The 21,716-nt window shown below is 53.2% G+C and carries 14 protein-coding genes and 1 pseudogene; 6 read left to right on the forward strand and 9 right to left on the reverse strand.

Annotation, left to right across the window (positions count from 1 at the left end):
- Positions 1 to 145 precede the first annotated feature (145 nt).
- Both PJE062_RS09540 and PJE062_RS09545 read left to right on the forward strand, forming a co-directional pair.
- Positions 146 to 1,303 carry an efflux RND transporter periplasmic adaptor subunit gene (locus PJE062_RS09540; protein WP_208982232.1) on the forward strand — a complete coding sequence of 386 codons (1,158 nt, stop codon included), beginning with the start codon at positions 146 to 148 and terminating at the stop codon, positions 1,301 to 1,303.
- A 3-nt stretch (positions 1,304 to 1,306) separates the two neighbouring features.
- Positions 1,307 to 4,495, forward strand: coding sequence for an efflux RND transporter permease subunit (locus PJE062_RS09545; RefSeq protein ID WP_008548372.1), 3,189 nt, complete (start codon positions 1,307 to 1,309; stop codon positions 4,493 to 4,495).
- Positions 4,496 to 4,544: 49 nt separating this feature from the next.
- Here PJE062_RS09545 and PJE062_RS09550 read toward each other — a convergent pair whose 3' ends face one another.
- Entirely contained in the window at positions 4,545 to 5,876 is a 1,332-nt protein-coding gene (locus tag PJE062_RS09550; RefSeq protein ID WP_037036442.1) for a cyclic nucleotide-binding domain-containing protein, read from the reverse strand.
- Positions 5,877 to 6,088: 212 nt separating this feature from the next.
- On the opposite strand from PJE062_RS09550, the gene PJE062_RS09555 reads away from it, so the two are divergent.
- Entirely contained in the window at positions 6,089 to 7,084 is a 996-nt protein-coding gene (locus tag PJE062_RS09555; protein WP_008548823.1) for a hypothetical protein, read from the forward strand.
- A gap of 187 nt (positions 7,085 to 7,271) precedes the next feature.
- Here PJE062_RS09555 and PJE062_RS09560 read toward each other — a convergent pair whose 3' ends face one another.
- The 6 genes from PJE062_RS09560 to PJE062_RS09585 all read right to left on the reverse strand — a co-directional run bounded on the left by PJE062_RS09560 (position 7,272) and on the right by PJE062_RS09585 (position 14,341).
- The gene (locus PJE062_RS09560) at positions 7,272 to 8,051 is read right to left on the reverse strand and encodes an ABC transporter ATP-binding protein (RefSeq protein WP_008548317.1); all 780 of its coding nucleotides are present in this window, start codon (positions 8,049 to 8,051) and stop codon (positions 7,272 to 7,274) included.
- Positions 8,048 to 8,803 (reverse strand): ABC transporter ATP-binding protein, encoded by a 756-nt coding sequence (locus tag PJE062_RS09565; RefSeq protein WP_008548698.1) that lies wholly within the window; start codon positions 8,801 to 8,803, stop codon positions 8,048 to 8,050. Before PJE062_RS09565 ends, PJE062_RS09560 begins: the two co-directional genes overlap by 4 nt.
- A 12-nt stretch (positions 8,804 to 8,815) precedes the next feature.
- The gene (locus PJE062_RS09570; RefSeq protein ID WP_008548761.1) at positions 8,816 to 9,970 is read right to left on the reverse strand and encodes a branched-chain amino acid ABC transporter permease; all 1,155 of its coding nucleotides are present in this window, start codon (positions 9,968 to 9,970) and stop codon (positions 8,816 to 8,818) included.
- Between the two features lie 4 nt (positions 9,971 to 9,974).
- Positions 9,975 to 11,003: a branched-chain amino acid ABC transporter permease gene (locus PJE062_RS09575; RefSeq protein ID WP_008548700.1), complete on the reverse strand. Its 1,029-nt coding sequence runs from the start codon at positions 11,001 to 11,003 to the stop codon at positions 9,975 to 9,977.
- 221 nt (positions 11,004 to 11,224) lie between these two features.
- Entirely contained in the window at positions 11,225 to 12,571 is a 1,347-nt protein-coding gene (locus PJE062_RS09580) for a substrate-binding protein (protein ID WP_208982233.1), read from the reverse strand.
- Positions 12,572 to 13,006: 435 nt separating this feature from the next.
- Positions 13,007 to 14,341 (reverse strand): globin-coupled sensor protein, encoded by a 1,335-nt coding sequence (locus PJE062_RS09585; RefSeq protein ID WP_083416898.1) that lies wholly within the window; start codon positions 14,339 to 14,341, stop codon positions 13,007 to 13,009.
- A gap of 333 nt (positions 14,342 to 14,674) precedes the next feature.
- Between PJE062_RS09585 and PJE062_RS09590 the strand changes: the two genes are divergently transcribed.
- Both PJE062_RS09590 and PJE062_RS09595 read left to right on the forward strand, forming a co-directional pair.
- Positions 14,675 to 15,139 (forward strand): Rrf2 family transcriptional regulator, encoded by a 465-nt coding sequence (locus PJE062_RS09590; RefSeq protein WP_208608943.1) that lies wholly within the window; start codon positions 14,675 to 14,677, stop codon positions 15,137 to 15,139.
- 196 nt (positions 15,140 to 15,335) lie between these two features.
- Positions 15,336 to 18,254 carry a bifunctional diguanylate cyclase/phosphodiesterase gene (locus PJE062_RS09595; RefSeq protein WP_008548206.1) on the forward strand — a complete coding sequence of 973 codons (2,919 nt, stop codon included), beginning with the start codon at positions 15,336 to 15,338 and terminating at the stop codon, positions 18,252 to 18,254.
- A gap of 775 nt (positions 18,255 to 19,029) precedes the next feature.
- Here the strand turns inward: PJE062_RS09595 and PJE062_RS27085 are convergent.
- Both PJE062_RS27085 and PJE062_RS09605 read right to left on the reverse strand, forming a co-directional pair.
- Positions 19,030 to 19,224 (reverse strand): annotated as a pseudogene (locus PJE062_RS27085) (2Fe-2S iron-sulfur cluster-binding protein); the annotation flags it as partial.
- 162 nt (positions 19,225 to 19,386) lie between these two features.
- Positions 19,387 to 20,205: a methyltransferase gene (locus tag PJE062_RS09605; protein ID WP_008548816.1), complete on the reverse strand. Its 819-nt coding sequence runs from the start codon at positions 20,203 to 20,205 to the stop codon at positions 19,387 to 19,389.
- A 203-nt stretch (positions 20,206 to 20,408) separates the two neighbouring features.
- On the opposite strand from PJE062_RS09605, the gene gltS reads away from it, so the two are divergent.
- Positions 20,409 to 21,626 (forward strand): sodium/glutamate symporter, encoded by a 1,218-nt coding sequence (gltS, locus tag PJE062_RS09610; RefSeq protein WP_008548638.1) that lies wholly within the window; start codon positions 20,409 to 20,411, stop codon positions 21,624 to 21,626.
- Positions 21,627 to 21,716 lie beyond the last annotated feature (90 nt).

Here is a 21,716-nt window from a genome sequence, read left to right on the forward strand (position 1 = left end):
TCTCAATCCGACTTGAATGCAACGTCGCCAGGGCACCTCGGCAGCGAAGACTCCAGCTGTGCCCAAGCCATCAAGGATTGAGTCACTTCCCTAGGGTAATGTTAGGCAAGTGCTGCCAGCAATTCTCAATGTGTAAGAGTAAAAAATGAAAAATAAAATTGAATTCCCTGCCGGCCGGAATGGAAGTTTGATTTCATCTGCTCGTAAAGTCGCCGCTTCATTTCTAGTGGCGTCTCTTGGCAGTTTCCTCATTTCAGGAGTGGTCAACGCGCAAGAGGCAGCACCCCCGCCACCGGGTGTGCTTGTAGAACCTGCGCGCAAAGAAGTTATTGAAGAAGAACGCGTTTTTGCAGGGCGTACCGAGGCAATCAGTCAGGTCGCCCTCATCGCACGTGTCGGTGGGTTTCTGGAGCCGCTGGAGTTCAAGGAAGGCCAAACTGTCAAACAAGGCGATCTTCTCTACGTAATTCAGCAGGAACCGTACGAGTTCGCCGTTGAGCAGTCGCAGGCCAATCTGGAAAGCGCTCAGGCCAAGGTGGATCTGGCAAAGGTCGACTTCGACCGTAAGGAGCAGCTGGTCAATCGGGACACGATCTCGGTTTCAGAACTGGACACCGCCCGCGCCAACCTCAAAGAAGCCAACGCCACCCTCGCTCTCCGTCAGGCAGACCTCAAACTCTCCGAGCTTGATCTGAGCTACACCGAAATCCGTGCCCCACTGGATGGCCAGATAGGAACCTCTGCGTTTAAAGAAGGCGCCTACGTCAACGCCAACAGCGGCACACTGGCAACCATCACCTCACTGGATCCGATCCGCGTTGCCTTCCCTGTCCCTCAGGCGCTGATCCTGCAGGCGCAGCGGGCAGATAATCTGGAAACAGACAATATCCTCATTCGCATCCGCCTGTCTGACGGCAAGTTCTATCAACATGACGGCAAGCTGGACTTCCTGGAAGCGGAAGCCAATCCGGGCACTGACACCGTCACCGCCTATGCTGTGTTCGAGAACCCTGATCATGTCCTCTTCGATCATCAGCTGGTTGATGTGGTCGCCAACCCAAAAGATGCAGCCCCCGTGCTCGTCGTCTCCCAATCCGCACTGCTGCTGGATCAGGAAGGTCCATACGTGCTGAAGGTGAACAACGAAGATGTAGTGGAGCAGCAGCGTATCACCGTTGTTGATCAGATCAACGGCCTCGTCATCGTTGGCAGTGGTCTGGAAGAAGGCGATCTGGTGATCACCTCCGGCATTCAGAAAGTCCGTCCGGGAATTAAAGTCAACGCGCAGCTGGCAGGTCAGTAAACCATGATCTATGACATGTTTATTCGCCGACCGCGGTTGGCGATGGTGATTTCGATCCTGATCGTCGTGGTCGGCGCGATCTCGATCTTCTCCATTCCGGTCTCTCAGTATCCAACAATCGCCCCACCAACCGTGCAGGTGAGCGCCACCTACATTGGTGCAGATGCGTTGACGGTGGAAGAGAGTGTGGGCCAGCCCATCGAAGGGGCGGTCAACGGCGTGGATGGCATGCGCTATATGAAGTCGTCTTCATCCAGCGATGGCACCTACTCCCTAACGGTTTATTTCGATCTGACCACCAATCCCGACATCAACGCGGTGAACGTTCAGAACCGAATAAGCACCATCGAGAGTAAGCTCCCACAGGAAGTGCGGGATCAGGGTGTCAACGTCACCAAAAAGGCTGGTGACCTGCTGCAGGCGATCTCCTTTTACTCTCCGGATCAAACCCACGACGGCCTCTTCATTTCCAACTACGTCACCATCAACATCGTAGACGAACTGAAGCGTATTCCGGGCGTCGGGGATGCCAGCGTATTTGGTGCGCAGGATTACTCCATGCGCATCTGGCTGGATCCGGTCAAACTCAGAGCTCTCAATCTGACAGCAGAAGACGTCATCGCTGCTGTTCAGTCCCAAAACAAGCAGGCAGCTGTAGGCCGTATTGGTGCCGCACCTTTGGCAGCGGACCAGCAACTCCAGCTTACGGTCACGGCAAAAGGCCGCTTGAACACCGTTGAGGAGTTTCAGAATATCGTTCTGCGCGCCAATCCGGATGGATCTGTCGTCCACCTGAGCAACGTGGCCCGTGTAGAACTCAGCAGTGCCTCCTTTGACGTGCTGGCAGAATACAATCAGCAGCCAACAGCGATGATTGGCATTTACTTGTCACCGGGCGCAAATGCGGTGGCAGTGTCAGAAGCCGTCAATGAGCGCATTGCTTATCTGGCAGAACGCTTTCCAGAAGATCTCACTTACATCTCTGTCTTCGATACCTCTCTCTTCGTGAATGAGATGATCTCGAAGGTGATCCACACCCTGCTGGAAGCCTTCGTGCTTGTGACCATTGTGGTCTACGTCTTCCTTGGCAAGTTCCGGGCAACGCTCATCCCACTCATTGCGGTGCCGGTGTCGATCATCGGCGCAGTCGCAGTAGCTTATATGATGGGCTACTCGGCCAACACGATCTCATTGCTGGCCCTGGTGCTTGCCATTGGTATCGTGGTGGATGATGCGATCATCGTCGTTGAGAACGTTGAACGCATTATGCACGAGCACCCAGACCTGACACCGGCGCAGGCAACGTCCAAAGCCGTGGGTGAGATTGCAGCGCCCGTACTCGCCACCACGCTGGTGCTGCTCTCGGTGTTTGTGCCTGTGGCCTTCCTGCCGGGCTCATCCGGCGTGCTCTTCCGCGAGTTCGCGGTCTCCATCTCCGCAGCTATGGTCATCTCCACCATCAACGCGCTGTCCCTGTCTCCGGCACTTTGCGCTATCCTGATGAAGTCAGAGAACCTGACGGGCGTGATGGCCAAAATCTCTCAGAAGATTGATGATGTCGGTCACGGCTACGCGAACCTCATCAAACGCATCGCAAAGATGTCTTTGTACTCTTTGCCTGCGGTTGTTGGCTTCGCACTCTTTGGCTTCCTGATTGTGTCCAACACACCAGATGGCTTCGTGCCGGATGAAGACAAAGGCTATGCCATGGTGCTGGTCAACCTGCCTCCGGGAGCGTCTCGCAACCGGACAGAAGCAGTCATGCGCAAAGCTGATGAGATCATTCGTAAGGATCCGGCGGTGGACTCCACCACCATGATCATTGGTCTCGATCTGTTGGCTGGTGGCGGTTCTTCACCAAACGCGGGTGTCTTCTTCGTCAAACTCAAAGATTACGAAGAACGTCCGTCTCGTGAGCTGTCTTCTTTCGCCTTCGTCTACCGAACATACGGATCGCTGGCAGGTATTCCCGAAGCAACTTTCTTCCCAGTCAACCCAGCGGCGATTGATGGTCTTGGCACCGTAGGTGGTTTCGAATTCATCATGGAGGCGCTGGAAGGTCAGGACCCGACAGTCCTTGCGCAGATCTCCCGCTCACTGATCGTGGCAGCGAATGAAGCACCTGATATCGCGTCGTTCTTCACCACCTTCAACGCAAACACCCCTCAGCTGAATGTACAGCTGGACCGTGAACGTGCGCAGGTGCTTGGCCTCAACATCGCCAGCGTCTACAACGCATTGCAGGCGACGCTGGGCGGCTACTACATCAACGACTTCAACCTCTATGGCCGGACATGGACCGTCCGCCTGCAGGCTGAACAGAAGTACCGCTCTGGTGTTGAAGATATCGGCACCATCTTTGTTCGCTCGGACACCGGTGAGATGGTGGAGCTATCTTCTGTCGTGCACACGGAGCTGTCGCGAGGTGCAAACACCATCACCCGCTACAACAACTACCGTGCAGTGTCCTTCAACGGCAACGCGGCTCCGGGAGCTGGCCTGGGTGAAGCTCTTGCAGCAATGGAAGGCGTGGCCGCCGAAGCCTTGCCGAAGGGCTATGCCTATGAATGGACCGGTCTGGCACTGGAACAGAAAGAAGCTGCAGGCCAAACAGCGTTGGTGCTCGGTCTGGCATTCCTGTTCGCCTACCTGTTCCTCGTGGCGCTCTATGAAAGCTGGAACACACCAATACCGGTTCTGCTTTCTGTGGCCCCGGCTTTGGCAGGTGCCTTGCTCAGTCTCTGGATCTTCGGATTAGCCTTCGATCTCTATGCGCAGATCGGTATGGTCATTCTGATTGCACTGGCTGGTAAGAATGCGATCTTGATGAACGAGTTCTCACTTGAAAAACGCATTGATGGCATGGGGCTCTATGAGTCTGCCATTGAAGGTGCCCGCCTGCGTTTCCGTCCGGTGATGATGACATCACTGGCGTTCTCCGCAGGTCTGGTGCCACTGGTGATCGCATCTGGTCCGGGTGCAGGTGCAATGGTTGCTGTGGGCGTTCCGGTGCTGGCTGGTATGCTGTTCTCAGCAACCATCGGTATCTTCCTCATTCCAACCCTTTATGTCAGCTTCCAATGGATGCGTGAAAAAGCTGGTTGGACCATCGAGGAAGGCCGTGCAGCCAAAGGCACTGGCGGCGAACTGGCAGCAAGCGATGGCAAAGAAGAAAAGCCATCTGATAGCTGATCTGGTTGAAAATATAGTAACAATGGAGAAGGCGCCTCGGGCGCCTTTTCTATGCGATGCGCAGCAGGGCAAACCAGTAAAACGCAGCAAGCCCCGCAATGGCATGACTGGTTGAAACAGCTATCCAGGACCGCCGCCGCTGGAACATCAGCCCCCAATAAAAACTCACCATAAAGGTCAGCAGAACGGCCAGCTTGGAGTAGGGTAGGTGGATGATGGAGAAGGCAACAGAAGCAGCAAAATTACCCCAGAAGACCGAAGAAATCTTATGTGGACCCAGCGCTGCAGTCACCGGAACCTGCATACCACACCGCACGATGAATTGCTGGATTGGGCACATCACCAGCGCATAAAAAATCGCAAAGGCGAACTCCGGCCATCCCATAAATGGTCCTTGGACCTGATGACTGAGGAAGTAAAAGGAAAAGGACTCTTCTGAGGGGTGAACGATGTAACGGACGCCTGCCATCACCAGAATGATCGGAATGGTCATCACCAGCCCATAGCCGAACTGGCTCGGTAGATGCGTGAATTCAAGCCCGAATATGCGCGGTGGTAGATAGAGGTTTTTCATGATGTAGAACAGGATGGCAGCCAGTATGAAGTTCAGGCTCAGGCTGTAAATCGTCATGGCAATAAAGCCATAGCCATAGTCATCAAAGGTGCTCTTGTAGAGGCTGATGAACAAAGCAAACGACGACATGGCAATCATGTTTGCCACCAACAAAACCGCATAAGCTTGCAAGCGCCTTGACCGGATCTTGATCTCTTCCAGCACCCGCGAGCTGGTCTGCTCCAACTGATGCGCTGCCTGCCGTGCAAAATAGCGGAACAGCATGGAGTTGGTCTCAGTCGAAGTAGGCAGCGTGCCGTACCGGTTCCAACTCAGCGAGGCGACAACCGTATCCCGCTTGGCTCGAACCGTTGCAATATACCGCTGCGGACCAACGTGCGCGCGGATATACGCCAACTCTCCAGCCACATCACCGGCCTTCAGATGCCCAAGAACCGTGTCAGCTCCATCCTGATCGACTTTGATGACCTCCAGTTCCCCCTCCAGAATGATGAAGAACCGGTCGGCACTCTGCCCTTGAACGAGCAGATTTTCATGTGCTTTGAGAGAGAAGTATTGAGCACAATCCAGCACTTCGCGAATGACTGGTTGAGTGGGGAGGCCAAGATCCAAAAGGCGTTGATGCAGCTGTGTGCGATGCCGCGGGATGTTGCCGTAGCTCACCTCAAGCGGTGACTTCGCTTTCTTCGAGGATTGTTCGACATCGCGCTGAGACAGGAAGCGCATCCACGGGCCTTCTTTCAGTAAAATGCTGGGCTGATCAGCAGTGCCGTGGAGTTTACCGCGCCCATCCCATCCTGCATGCACTTTGGCAAATCATGGTAATCCTGCACCAATGGGATCTCTCAAATTCCATTCAACTCGACAGCGTATTCCCCAAAGCGGCTCTGGTTTGTGGAAGTAATTATTCCTCAAGTCTCAGGGCTTTAAGCCGTATCTCTGGAAATTATGGGAAAGATTTCGGAGTGGCGCCATCCAATGCAGCACGCTTAGATATCCAAAAGGCAGGGGAGGGTTGTTTGGTCTTATCATTGCTGCACTACAAATCCTATCAATGGATGCCGCGAGACAGAGAGGAAAACCACTGCAAGTTCATCTCCAGCAGAGGCCTCGCCAAAAGCTGCACCAGCCGGAACCGAAAGCTGAAATCCTCGGTACCTGAGCTGGATGAAGACCTGTTGGAAAATCATCGCGAAGGGACCACGCTTTACATCACCACAGATGCCTTGCCCGACTTCGTACGCACAAAACTGCTGCACATCCGCGAACCTTTCGTGCTGCTGAGTGGCGACAGCGATCTGCCCATCGGGCCAGACACGACACTTCCAAACACACTGTCTTCTCTTGATCTGAAAAACCTGCTGTCTCACCCGCTCCTCATTGCATGGTATGCGCAGAACCTTGCCATTGAGCACGAGAAGGTCTTCAACCTACCCATCGGTTTGGATTACCACACCATGACCGTCCGCAAATCCCACGCATGGGGCACCTTCCAAACGCCGCTAGAGCAGGAGGAGTGTCTGCGAGCAGTTGTTGCAGAGGCGCCACCTCTGGAAGACCGCGAACTCCGTGGCTACTGCAACTGGCACCATGCCGCACATCGGGGAGATCGTGCCGAGGTGATGGAAGTTGCTGATGAGACCATCGCCTATTACGAAAACGAGCACCTCCCTCGCGAACTGTCGTGGCATAAAAACGCTCAGTTCCTCTTCACCATCAGTCCCTTCGGAGAAGGCATGGACTGCCACCGCACCTGGGAAGCGCTTTTCCTCGGCGCCATTCCCATCGTCAAAGCTTCAGGGCTGAACCCGTTGTACGAAGGCCTGCCAGTTGTGGTGTTGAAGGCGTGGAATGAGCTGACTGAAGAGCGCCTGTTGGAGGAAAAACAGCGCATTCTGAGCGAGACTTTCGATTTCTCCAGTCTCTACCTCAGTTTCTGGCTGGACCGTTTTGCGGGCAATGAACCAACCCGTTTGGAGCCTATAAGCTATCAGCAGTTCCTGAACTCACTTTGAGAAACTGAGCCCGAAAAAGAAAAAGGCCAGAGGAACGAATCCTCTGGCTCAGGTAAAGGGTCAATAGCCCTTGGGGGAACTTGATCGGGACTCCGGACATGCTGAAGAACGTCCGAAAATCTCGCTGTAAAACAAAGCAAGTTGCAGACTCAGTTCTAGCCCAAACTGCTTTTGTGGAGCTGACGCCTCAAATCGCCAGATAAGCTTGTCGAAGCTCTTCGTTGTCGAGCACTTCCTGTGCCGTGCCATCAAACACCACTTCGCCCATGTCCAGAATGACCGCACGGTCTGCAAGGTGCAGCGCTGCCACCGCATTCTGCTCCACGATGATCGTGGTGATGCCCAGCTCCTTCACGTTCTCAAGAATGCGCTCAATCTCCTGAACGATCACCGGAGCAAGGCCCTCATATGGTTCATCCAGCAGCAACAGCTTCACATCACGGGCCAATGCACGGGCCACGGCCAGCATCTGCTGCTCTCCGCCTGACATAGTCACCGCTTCCTGTTTGGCGCGCTCAGCAAGGCGAGGGAAGTGATCGTAAAGCCGCTCAATCGACCAGCCATGTGGCTCGGCAATCTGAGCCAGCTGCAGGTTCTCTTCCACCGTCAGCCCCGGAATGATCCGGCGATCCTCCTGCACCAGCTGAATACCGTTCTGAGCTGCCATATAGTTCGGCATCTCGTGGATCGGTTTGTGATCCAGCCAAATCTCGCCATGGGTCAGCTGTGGGTCACTGGCACGCGCAATTGCACGCAAGGTCGAGGTCTTGCCAGCACCATTACGCCCCAGCAGCGCAAGGATTTCACCCTCACGAATATCAAAGCTAACACCCTGAACGATATAGCTTTCACCATAGTACGCATGCAGATCCCAGGCAGAGAAGTACGCCGGAGCACCGCCTTTGGAACGAACCGGCGAAACACCGGGAGCCTTTGCGCCTTTGAATTGATCTTCGAGAATGGTCATACGTGCGCCCCTCCCAGATAAGCTTCCTGAACGCGCGGATCGCCCTTGATGTCCTCCGGCTGTCCCTCAGCAATCACGGTGCCCTGCGCCAGAACGCTGATTTTGCTGGCGAGGGAGAACACCACATGCATGTCATGCTCAATTACGATCTTGGTGATGCCACGCTCACCAATGCGCTTCAGCAGATCAATGGTGTTGTTGGTGTCCGCGCGGGACATCCCCGCCGTCGGCTCATCGAGCAGCAGAAGCTTCGGGTCCTGAACAAGACACATCGCCAACTCCAACCGCCGCTTATCACCGCGAGAAAGCGAGTCCGCCGTCATGTCCTTTTTCTCGGCAAGTCCCACATCCTCAAGCAAATGCATGGCCTTGTCGCGGATCTCCGCCTGCCCATCCACACGAGCCCAGGCGTTCATGGTGAACGCACCATCTCGCTTGGCCAGCGTTGGGATCATTACGTTTTCCAGCAGGGTCAGGTCTCCAAAGATCTCGGGAGTCTGGAACACACGGGACACGCCCGCCTGATTGATCTCATGCGGTTTTGCGCCAATCAGATCCTTACCCAGAAAGGTCACTGATCCGGTATCCGGAATCAGGCGCCCTACAAAGCAGTTGAGCAAGGTGGACTTGCCCGCGCCATTGGGGCCAATGATGGCATGTACGTTACCCTGCTCGATGGAAAGGTTCACATCATTGAGAGCTTTGAGGCCACCAAAGCGCTTGTTCACGCCCTTAACACTAAGAATTTCCATGGTTGCCTCCCCTTATTCCGCAGCATTGGCTGATGCTGGTGCATGCGAACGACCTGCGCCTTTCCGGCGTGAAGGCTTGCCACGGAACATCTTGGAGATCCGGTTAAAGCCTTCCATGATGCCACCCGGCAGGAAGATCACAATCACCATGAACAGCAGGCCAAGCGTCAGGTGCCATCCTTCACCCACAAACAGGCTCGCAATGCTGACCACAGGTCCCTCCATGAAATCAGGCAGGAACGAGAAAATCGCATGCAATGTCTGCTCGTTGTAGGCCGAGAAGATGTTCTCAAAGTACTTGATGAGACCTGCACCCAGGATCGGCCCAAGCAACGTGCCAGCCCCGCCCAGAATGGTCATCAACACCACCTCACCAGACGCCGTCCACTGCATGCGCTCTGCACCAGCCAATGGATCTGTCACAGCCAGCAGGCTACCCGCCACACCAGCAAACGTGCCGGAAATAACGAAAGCAGCCAGCGTGTAAGGCCGTGTGTTCAAGCCTGTGTAGCTCATGCGGTTTTGGTTGGATTTCACAGCACGAAGCATCATCCCAAATGGACTGCGGAAGATACGTTGCGAAATGTAAAACCCGATAATGAGCAGCACTGCGCAGAAGTAAAAGCCTGAGTAACCAGTCATCTCAATGCCAAACAGGTTGGAAATGAGCGGACCAGAAGAGGCGGATGCCCCATCAAACAACCGTGGATCAGACTGCAACACACGCAGACCTGTCTCACCATTGGTGATTGGGGTGAGCACGGAGTAAGCCAGATTGTAGCTCATCTGCGCAAAGGCCAGCGTCAGAATGGAGAAATAAATCCCTGATCGGCGCAGCGAAATATAGCCAATTGCCACCGCAAAGAGGCTGGAAAACACCACGGAAAAGAGCAGTGCTGGAAGTGGGTTCATACCCAGCAACTTGAAGCTCCAGACCGCGGCGTAAGACCCGATGCCCAGAAAGGCTGCGTGACCAAAGCTGAGATAGCCGGTGAGGCCAAACAGCAGGTTGAAGCCAAGAGCAAACAGGCCGAAAATTGCAAACTTCTGCAAAAGGTCCGGATAACCGGCTCCAATCGGTGCCAGCCACAGCGGCATGGTCAGGATTGCAGCGGCAAACAGAACAAACATGAGCAGGTCGGAGCGAGGAGAAATGTTAGTCGTCATTGGCTCAGGTCTCCATCACACCCTTGCGGCCCATAAGTCCACGCGGACGAACCAGAAGGATAATAACTGCAACAAGATAGATGATGATCTGGTCGATGCCCGGCAGAATGGTCTTCACCTCATTCATACTCGCAAAGCTCTGCAAGATCCCAAGGAGGAAACCAGCCGAAACCGCACCGGGCAGGGAGCCCATGCCGCCAACAACCACCACCACAAACGACAGCACAAGGAAGTCCATGCCCATGTGATAGTCCGGCGGAAGAATAGGCGTGTACATCACCCCGGCGAGCCCCGCGACCACCGCCGCAATGGCAAACACCAGCGTAAAGCGTCGCTCAATGTTGATACCCAGAAAACCAACCGTTTCGCGATCAGCCATACCGGCCCGAACGACCATGCCAAAGGTGGTGAACTGCAGGAAGGCAAACACCGCACCAATCACGCTCAGTGAGAAGAACAGATAAACGATACGCCATTGCGGATAGACAACAGTGCCCGGATCAAAGCCCAGCACAACGCCCAGATCCATCGCACCGCGCACAACATCAGGAGCGGCCTGCGGAATTGGATTTGCACCAAAATAAGTTTTCACAATCTCCTGCAACACGATAGCAAGACCAAACGTTACAAGGATCTGCTCAGCATGCGGGCGCTTATAAAAGTGGCGGATCAGGCCGCGCTCCATGATGTAGCCAACAAGCAGCATCACCGGAATGGCGAGCAGAATGGACAATGGAACTGAGTAGTTCAGCATCGTCGCGCCTGTATCGCCCAGCCAGGATTCCAGATAGGGTACCCGGATTTCCAATGGTGTTCCCCAGGCTGTTGTTTTGGTTGGGTCAACAACAACTTTTTCAAGGCTGATGACGTGGTTGAATGCCACCGCGCAAAAGGCGCCCAGCATAAACAATGCCCCGTGGGCGAAGTTCACAACCCCAAGCGTGCCGAAGATGAGCGTAAGCCCAAGCGCAATCAAAGCGTAGGCGCCGCCCTTATCAAGGCCGTTGAGAATTTGAAGAACGATGGCGTCCATCCGCTCTTCTCCCTTTTAGGGCGCACTCCCGAAAAAACAGAAAACGGTAATCGGAAAAGATACGCCAAAACAAAAGATTAAAGCGTTTTGCCTGATCAGTTTGACGGCAAGTCTCTTTAAATCCGTGAGAGGGTGCGAGGCATCCACTGCGGAACAGGTACAGGTTCATGCAGGAGCCATTACCCGGCTGCATAGGAGGTGCAGCCGGGCAAGAGGTGCTGTTAGACCTTGTAAGGTCCAAGCTCGCCACCAAAGATCTCTGGGTCATAGGTGACCTGAGATGCAGGTGTAACTTCAACAACTTCCAGGAGGTCAAACTGAGAGGTTGCGTTCTCGTTACCCTTCACGACCAGTACGTCTTTGAAGCACTGGTGATCAGCACCGCGGTACAGGGTTGGACCGTTACCCATGCCGTCGAACTGGTGATCTTCCAGAGCCTTGATAACTTCTACTGGATTGAAGGTTCCTGCACGCTCACAGGCATCTGCATAAAGCAGTGTTTGAACGTAGCAGGTGTGTGCAGCCTGAGATGGTGGGAAGCCATACTCCTGACCGAACGACTTAACAAAGGCCTTGGAACCTTCATCCTGCAAGGACCAGTTCCAGTTGGTTGTGCCATAGATGCCTTTGATGTTTTCGCCCGCACCCTGCGCCATGAGGCGGGAGTACAGCGGAACGATGATCTCAAAGTTCTTGCCGTTCACAACCTTGTCCCGCAGACCAAACTGAACAGCCTGTGTCAGCGAGTTGATCATGTCCTTACCGTAGTGGTTCAGGATCAGAACATCCGCACCGGAGTTCAGAACTGGCGCGATGTACTGGGAGAAGTCACCGGCACCCAGCGGAGTGCGGACTTTGTTGACGGTTTCCCAGCCAAGGCCTTCTGTGGTGTTGGCGATGGATTCTTCCTGTGTCCAACCCCAGGTGTAGTCAGCTGTCAGGTGATAAGCACGGCGATCAGTGCCCATTTCCTTTTTCAGCACTGGGCCAAGAGCAGCACCGGACATGTAAGCGTTGAAGAAATGGCGGAAGCCATAACGGCGACGATCTTTACCGGTGGTGTCGTTGGAGTGGGTCAGGCCACACATGTAAACAACGCCCATTTCTTGCGCCAGAGACTGCTGAGCAATCGCCACGCCAGAAGATGAGCCACCAGACCACATGATAACGCCGTCTTTTTCGATCATGCGCTTGGCAGATGCACGCGCTGCATCAGACTTGGTCTGAGTATCACCGGTGACGTACTCAACTTTCTTGCCAAGAACCCCATTACCGTTCAGAGAAAGCGGCTTCATGGTGTTCAGCATGCCGCCGTCGCCATCACCATTCAGGTGTTTTACAGCCAGTTGATAAGCGCGCAGTTCGTCTGCACCTTCATCAGCATATGCGCCGGTCTGCGGCACGTTGAAACCAAACGTAACGCTTTTGGAGTTTGTTGGGTCATTGCGGAAATTGGTTTCTGCCCATGCACTGCGACTAATAATTGTTGGTGTAGCGAGAACCAGGCCACTGGCTGCACCCGCCTTCAATAGACTACGCCGATTCATCGACCTACGAATAATGCTCATGAAATCCTCCCGAAGGGCAAAATGCCCGAAATGACGTGAGAGGGCTCCGTCCTCCTAAGAACCCGCTGCCATCACTGTTCCTTGTTCACGAAAAACAGTTACGTCAGCTCACGCAAAGGAAAGCCTAGTTCGGTAGTATAATGAATCGCAATTCGACTTATGGTTTTTAAACCAAAGGTTAATACCAAGTAAGATTCAATTATTTGCTGTAATTCTTTTGTCTAAATGATATTTTGATTAGTGTTGCACTGCAAAAGTGACTTAGGTGAAATTTATACAATTTAGGGAAGGTGAGATTGAAAACTGCAATCTACTGATATTCTATAGAAAACTGCTAAAAGTGCTTGTTGCATATGTGATGCTGGTGTTTGTCCTATCAATGAAAGACAAACACCAGTTTTTTGTGATGCAGCTAATGCTGGTGCGAAAGCCGCTCTATCTCAGGTTACCAAGAAATGTGCCAACAGAAGACCGAAGATCAGCGGCCTGATTGGACAAAATTTGTGCAGCATCCAAAACACCTGAAGCCGTTTTATCGGTTTCATCCGCCGCCCGCTGCACCTGACCAATGCTTTCAGAGACCTGACTGGTACCCATGGCCGCATCCTGAATGTTCATCGCAATGGACTGTGTTGCGATGCCTTGCTCCTCCACCGCACTGGCAATGGCATTAGCACTGGAGCTCATTTCTTCAATGATCACCTTAATCTCAGAGATCGCCTCTTTCGATTCACTCGTACTTTCCTGAATCCCGGAGATCTGATCGCTGATCTGTACGGTGGCGTTCGCTGTTTGCTGTGCGAGTGACTTCACCTCATGCGCGACAACAGCAAAGCCTTTACCCAACTCCCCTGCGCGTGCAGCTTCAATGGTTGCATTGAGGGCCAGCAAGTTGGTTTGCTCGGATATTTGGGTAATCAAATCAATGATATCACCGATCTCGACAGCCACTTGCGACAGATGATTGACCTGCTGGAACGCTTTGGTCGTGGCATCCGTCGCGTTGGAGGCTGTGATTGTGGTTTTGTGAACCTGCTCAGCAATCTCAGAAATAGCGGTCCCCAGCTCCTCCGTCGCACTGCGCACCGCCTCCACATTCTGGGACGCATCCAGAGACGCAGCTGCCACGCTGGAGCTGATCTGGTTGGTGTGTTCAGAGTTGCCGGAAAGCGAAACTGCAGACCCATGCAGCTGATCCGCCGCGCTGGCAATAGAGGAGGTGACCTGCCCAACAGAGCCCTCAAAATGCTCTGCCAGATCAGTCAGGAACTCACGACGCTCATCCGCGCCTGTCTGCTCATAAACCGCCAGTGCCAGATCCATATCCAGCATGATCACCTTGTTCAGAATGCCCGGCAAGCTCCGGCTGGCCTTGCTGGACCGCGAAAACAACCGGCCACCCAGGTATTCCAGCAGCGCACTGTTGAGCAGATTTCCCAGTCTGCTGTAAGCGCCGATGTACCATTGCGGCGTCAGCCCCAGTTTCTGATGCGCTCTGCCAATCCGTTGCACGGACTGAGCATAGTCTTCATCCAGCTTGCCACTGCTAATCAGTCGCCAGTGCTCAAACTGCTTCTCCCGCGCATGCTGCATATGCGCTTCATTTTTGAAAAACTTCAGAGTTTCCGGGAAGTTTCGTATATGCCTGTAAAACTCATCCAAGACCTCTGGCATGATCGCCATGATGATGTTTTGAGAGTTTCCAAGTTCTTCCAATTCCGTCGAAGATATACTGTGATATCTCAACCGATCATCGATAGTTTCGCTCATTAAAAGTCCGTATTTATCAAATCATAGTTTTCGTTTCTTTCAGTTATTACGTAAGGAAATACTGGGGTCACGAAAGAAAAAAACGCGAAAAAAGTTATTTACGCTAAGTATAGAAGCAAAATTCTAATTACCTTGGCGTAATGGTTCGAATGTGCGTAGTTGGTAATTGTATTTATATTTTGATAACTTTTGATGGAGATCAATGTTCCCATGCGAGTACTGCTCTTTTGTAGTATATGACCGGTGTCCATCAATAAAAATAATACCCCAAATGTTTTTATTAACTGTAATTCGATGAAGCAATTTCAGCTTTAGAGTAAGGTCGAGGTACCTATGAAATTAACTGGGATGACAGATGTAGCAGTACGCATACTGATGCTCATGGCTGTCAACCGGAACGACAAGTGGACGATTGACCGCTTGTCTGAGGCAACCAACAGTGGGCGTCCGCAGGTCGCCAAGGTCGTGCAGATTTTAAACCGAAAAGGCTACATCAAATCCAGGCGAGGGCGGTTGGGAGGCCTCATGCTCGCTCACGCACCAGCTTCCATCAACATCGGCAAACTCATTCGGAATGTTGAAGATAATTTTGCTCTCGTAGAGTGCTTTGCCTGCAGTCCATCCAAACCATGTCCGCTTGAAGGCGTTTGCCGCTTCAGAGGCAAACTCAAGCATGCGCTGGATTCCTTCATGGAAGAACTGGATGCAATCAACCTGACGCAGATTATTGAAAACGCAGACGAAATCAGAACGAGTGTGGAGTCAAATATCGAACGTAAAGTCGAGCTTTCCGCCTAGCCTAATGTATTTTAAGTGCATTTAACCAACCTGCTTTCGTGAGCATTAACCGACAAAACTCATAGTTTCGTAGTGCTCACGCCTGCTTAAGACAGTTCCGCGACAATCAAACCTTGTTCATGTGACCTCTGTGCCCGCACGCACGGGGTTTTTGTGCATTTGGCGAATAGCGAACTGTTCGGCGCAGGCAATTTCTATGAGACGAGTCCGGCACTCAATTTCTCTGAAACTCGCAATCATCTCTGTTGTCGCGATAGCTTTATCCTATTTCGCACTGACGTTTCTCGTTGTAATTCAATGGGAAAGAACCCTCCAGCTGCAAAGCGAGCAGCTCTCCCAGATCGCCGTCAATCAGTTCTCGACCACGCTGGAGCGCGACGTGGCGCTGGTCAGACACCGTATTCAGTCTCAGCTATCCGAAACCGCAGCCAGCCTCTCCGCCATTGGCGAGCGCGGTGACATCGTGAAAGCCGCAGAAACCCGGGTCTGGGCAGGCGACGTCAACATCCTCTCGCTGGTACAGGAAGGCACCCCGCTCGACGCCATCATCCTGCTGAACTACCGCGGCCAGATCGTCGGCGCTTCTAAACGCGCAGATCCTGGCCTGATCCAGAAGCAGTTGCTCAAAGTCCATCTGAAACAATCGCTTAGTACCGTATGGACCCCATCTACCGGCACCGGCCCAGCCGTACGATACACGCTTCTACCTGCCACCCAGTTTGGCCCGCTGCTCCCCGGAGAACCAGATGCGGGCGTCTCTCAGGTTCTCTACTCCTCGCTCATCGATCCCGGCACACAGTGGCGCGGAGCTCTGGTTGCTCAGAGATGGTTTCCCTTCAACTCCGGCGTGATCGATGAGTACAGCAAGATCTCCGGCGCTGAGATCGCTATCTTCTACAACAACAAGCTCGTCGGTGCCTCTCCCAATGCCCCGGTTGAAGCCCTGCAAATGCCGGAAAACCTTCGCAAACTCAAGATCTTAAACACAGCCTTCGAGTACTGCGACAATGGCCCGTCTCCTCTTGTCATCTGCGCATTCAAGCCTCTGGAAGTCCTGCTGGATGCACAGGAGCGCCTGCGCAATGTGGGGGAAGAAACCAGCTCACAAACCTTTGAAAGACTTATCGTTCTCGGCTTCACAGCCTGTCTTATCATCTTCATCGTGGCTCTGTTTGTCTCCCGCAAGATGTCCCAGCCCCTGCAACGCATTGCCGATGCTCTGTCTGATGTAGCAGGCGGCAACTTTGATGTGCGGGTGGAAGGCACGCGAAGAATGGACGAGGTCGGCGAGATTGCCAGAGCTGTAAAAGTGCTTCAGGCCTCCGCCCGGGAACGTGACAGTTTGCGCCTCAACATCCAGCGGAAGAACAAGGAACTGCGCAAGCAAGAGCAGGAATTGGTGAAGCAAAATACGTTATTCGACGCTGCATTGAACAACATGTCCCATGGATTGTGTATGTTCGATACACAGAAAAGATTGATCGTGTTCAATCAGCGCTTTGACGATATCTTCGCTTGTGAGCAGGGTGAGGGCAAAATCGGCATGACATGGGACGAAATGGTCCAATGCATGCCATTGGCGCAGGAGTTCTTAGAGGCCGAAGGCGAAAACTCCGTTGCACAACAACACTGGCCCAGCACCGTTCGAAGCACATTCACCCTGACCCTGCAAAGTGAGCAGGTCATTCTGATGACGCTGGAACCTCAGGATGGCGGTGGTTGGGTCGCGATTTTCGAAGATATCACTGATCGACAGCGCATCAGCGACCATCTGAGCTATCTCGCAACCCACGATGCCCTCACTAAACTGCCCAACCGCCTGCTGATGAACGAGCGCCTGCAGGAAATGAAGCAGGCAGCGCTGGAGCAGGACGAACACTTCGGCATCCTCTGGATGGACCTTGATGAGTTCAAGACCATCAACGACTCTCTGGGCCATGCTGTTGGCGATAAGCTCTTGGTTCACGTAGCTAAAATCCTACGAGAGAAGGTGACCAACAAAGAGATGGTCGCCCGCCTTGGCGGGGATGAGTTCGCCATCCTCTCCAAACTGCCTGCTTCCCGGGAGCAACTGGAACAGCTCGCCAAAGAAGTGCTGAAAGTCGTGGCCTCGCCATGCTTCCTGGAAGGGCACGAGATCGTGGTTGCCGCCAGTGTCGGCATCGCCATGTTCAGCCGTGAGCATCAAAACGTCGACGAGCTGATCCGCTTCGCTGACCTCGCGCTGTATCAGGCGAAAAACGATGGCCGTAACACCTTCCGCTTCTTTGAAGATGATATGGCAGCCAAAATCAAACAGCGCCAGACCCTCATCACTGACCTCTATAAAGCCACCGCAAACCGCGAGCTGGAGGTTTACTTCCAGCCGCAAGTCAACCTGGCAACAGGTGAAATCTCCGGCTTCGAGGCACTGCTGCGCTGGAACCATCCACGCTACGGCTTCATTTCGCCGTTTGAATTTATCCCTCTGGCAGAAGAAACCGGCCTGATCCTCGAAATTGGAGCATGGGTGCTGGATGAGGCGTGCTCTCTGGCGGCTGGCTGGCCAAAGCGGGTGAACCTCGCCGTCAACCTCTCCCCACGCCAGATCTATTGCGAGCAGTTGCTACCTGTTGTCGATGATGTGTTGGCTCGCACTGGCCTGGATCCGGGACGTCTGGAACTGGAAGTAACAGAAACTGTGCTTTTGGCTGACCACTTGCGCGTGCGCCAAACCCTTGCCAAACTGCAGAAAAGCGGCGTGAAGATCTCCATGGATGATTTCGGTACTGGCTATTCATCCCTGAGCACGCTGCGCCGGTTCCCGTTTGATCGCATCAAGGTCGACCGTTCCTTCGTGATGAGCATGAGCAAGGATGAAGACGCCTACTTTATCGTGAACTCAGTCATTGATCTGGCAAACAGCCTCGGCATCGCCACAACGGCAGAAGGTGTTGAAAGCAAAGAGATTGCAGAGCAACTGAAGCGGGAAGGCTGCACCGAAGCGCAAGGCTATTACTTCGGCAAACCAGCACCACCAAATCAGGCGCTGTTTTGGCTGTTGGAAGAAGCGCGCGGCATCCCGCTCGAAGAGCAGGTAAACAGCTCCAAGCTAACGAAAAAGGCTGCTGGCTAAAGCGCGGTTAAGCTGGTTCCAGAGCAGAAGCGTCGTCTGACTGTGCTTCAAGTTCATGCCATGGCTGGAAGTTTGGAATGCGGGCGTAAGTCGCCTGCGCCTCAACAAAGATGCTTTCGAGACCCGCAATAAATCCATGAGATCCAGCGGTGTACACCATGTCGAACTCAGTCAGATCTGGTAGCAGCGCTTTCAGCTCTGCCTCAGCATTCTCGCCCTGCAGATCAACAAAGGTTGGCTGCAAACCACGGCGGTTCAGCCAGTTAAACACCTGCTGAAATTGATCCTGCTTCAGAGATTTGTCGAGAATGAGTACCTTCTCACGGCGCGGCTGGCCCATAACAGAGCTGAGAGCCATCGCCCAGATCGGCGCCAGACTGTTCGGCCCGGCAATCATGATCAGTCGCTCATCATCATGCCCAAGGAAAGACGAACCATAAGGACCGGTAATGCCAACACGGCCTTTCACGTCCCCCTTCTTCACGATCATCGCGAAGAGGTCTGGCGTGTTCGCCCGCTCAATCAGGAAAATCAACGTGTTGAACTCAGTGCCCGCATCCAGCGCAAAGCTGGCGAACATGTTCACCCGTTCCTGACCACGAAACTCAACGTGATAATACTGGCCTGGACGCCAGGAAATCGGCTTGGTGAAGCTCAGGCGCAACTCAATAAGGTCATCAGAAACCTGACGAATTGCAGAAACATGCCCCTTGAGTGATTGCAGCTCAGAAGACGCTGGCAGCTTGATCTCTGCATCCCCCGCAACCGTCGCCTTGCAGGCAAGCACTGTGCTTTTCAGCCGAGTGCCATTGGCTTCAACCTCGCCGGAAACCACCGTCACGCGCGTGCTTTCGCAGGTGATGTTCCCGCAGTCACATTGTAAAGCTAGTCCACCACGCTCGGCGACGTCCAAAAGAGTTTCACCAAGCTTGGCATCAATTGATTTGCCATTGATTTTGAGACTGGTCATGGGCACCCATGTTGCTCCACAAATGTGGCCTACGTATCTAAGGTTGTGCAGGTTATATAACTACACGCTTATTTCCTAGTGGGAAATCTAAGTCATTCGCGACATTAATACAATTTTAACAATTAATAGTCACGCGCCTTTGTGCAGTTATTTTATCTCCGCTCAGCCCTTATCGTATTTGGCCATCACCAGATGGCCCGGCACCGGCTCACCTTGCTCGTAGCGCACGATGATTGGCGAAAGATCAAGAACAGAAAAGCCGTTTTTATCCAGCAGGTTCCGCACATAGCTCTCTGCATGGGCAAACCGATGGTACTTGCCAACCATGAAGTTTTGCTCGCCCAGAACCTCAGCTGGCAATGTTTCTGAAGAAAATGCAAAAACGCCTTTATCTTCAATGTTCTCAGCAACTCCGGCAAAGAACTCTTCCAGCTCACCCATGTAAGGCAGCACATCCGTTGCGACGATGAGATCCCAGCGTTCTTCTTCATCAACTTTAAGGAACTCAACCACTTCGCCCACGTAAAGGTCGTCGTAGATTTCCTTCTCGTCCGCAACCTCAACCATGCCTTCAGCAATGTCCACGCCGGTTTTATGAGGCACCAGATCGTGCAGAGCTTCACCGGAAAGGCCAGTACCGCAACCAAGATCGAGCAAGCGCTTGAACGGCCCAAGCTCCAGTTTCTCAACCTTGTCACGCACCATCAGCGGCACGGAGTAACCAAGCTGATCCACCAGAACCATGTCGAACACTTCTGCATGCTGATCAAACAGCGTACTGACATAGGCATCCGGCGCCTTGGTTGGCGAAGCACCTTTGCCCATGCTTGCCAGACGAACCGCAACGCCACCATGATCTTCAGGATCTAACTCCAGAACATGCTTGTAGGCCTCAGCGGCCTCGTCAAACTTGCCTGCTTTTTCCAAGTCCAAAGCCCGGTTATATGCTTCGGCAAGTGCTTCGTTGTCTAGTTGTGTCATGGTGACAGTTGAGCCGCTGTAATATTGAAATTGACGCTCTTCCTTACACAAGAACTTCTCGAAAATCTACGCAGCACAAAAGGTTTTGTTGCCGCATCAGAGTAAATAAAACGGATCACCCCGATTAAAATACGCAGTTCACTTTTAAACGGGAAGTGAGGCTGAACTGATAGAACCAAGGCTGGAGAACAGTTGAGGCCCGCATGGAAGCTGCGCAACCCGAGCTTATTGAGATTGATCCATTTACGACAATCACGATCGCAATCCTCGTTTTATTTGTCGGGCGAGAGCTTGTTCGAAAAAACGTAGCCCTGCGAAAATTGACAATCCCTGACCCGCTGGCCGGCGGATTGCTCTGTGCGATCCTCGTCACCGTGCTGACAGTGTGGTGGGGCGTCAAATTCAAATTCTCGACTGAACCGATTGATTTCTTCCTGATCTACTTCTTCGCCGCCATTGGCCTACGCGCAAAAGTCAGTGATCTTCTCACGGGCGGCAAACCCCTTGTGATCCTTATAATCATCTCCTCCGTCTTCCTTGGTATCCAGAACTTCGTCGGCATGGGGGCCGCAAGTTTCTACGGCTACCCGGTCCACACCGGCATCATCGCCGGATCGGTTTCTCTTTCTGGCGGCGTAGGCACCACTCTGGCATGGGCGCCTATATTTGCTACGGAGCTCGGCGTTGAAAACGCACAGGAAATCGGTATTGCCTGTAACACCGTCGGCATTGTTTCCGCCTGTATCATCGGTGGTCCCATCGCCCAGTTCCTTATGAGCCGTCACAAACTCGCCGGATCACTCAGCACTGATGAGGCTGTCGGCCAAAACTTCAAGGACGACGGTAAGCTGAACCTGCATTACTACGACGTGCTCGGCGCCGTGTTCTTCATCAACATGGCCATTTTCATCGGCTACATGATGTACCTCGGCCTGCAAGAAGCAGGCGTCGTTATTCCAGTCTTCGTGCCAATCCTCGTTGCAGGCATTATCATCAACAACACCGGTCGCCTGCTGTTCCGCAACTACGACAACGTTGGCCGAGAAAAAGGCATGGCGATGATCTCCGACATTAGCCTCGGCATCTTCCTCAGTATCGCCCTGATGACCATGGACCTTTTGGTTGTCTGGCAATTCATGGGCTTCGTCGCCCTAGTGATGACCCTACAAATCGCCTTGGCGGTCGGCTATGCTATCTTCATCGTCTTTACCTCCATGGGCAAAGATTATGACGCCGCCGTCATTTCCGCTGGCTTCGGCGGTATCGCGCTTGGGTCCACAGCAACGGCTGTGCTAAACATGACCTCAGTCACCCGCCAGTTCGGTGCATCACCCAAGGCATTCCTCATCGTTCCGCTAACCTGCGGTTTCTTCATCGACCTGATGAACACCTGGGTGATCTCAAACCTGATCGCCCTTTGAGGATTCCCTCGCCAAGTCAATGTAAGATCGCATCGGTCAGTGCTTTATCTAAGGCCGAACAAGCAGATAACGCGAGATAGTTGCGTGAGG

This window comes from Pseudovibrio sp. JE062 (assembly GCF_000156235.1).
Lineage (GTDB): Bacteria > Pseudomonadota > Alphaproteobacteria > Rhizobiales > Stappiaceae > Pseudovibrio.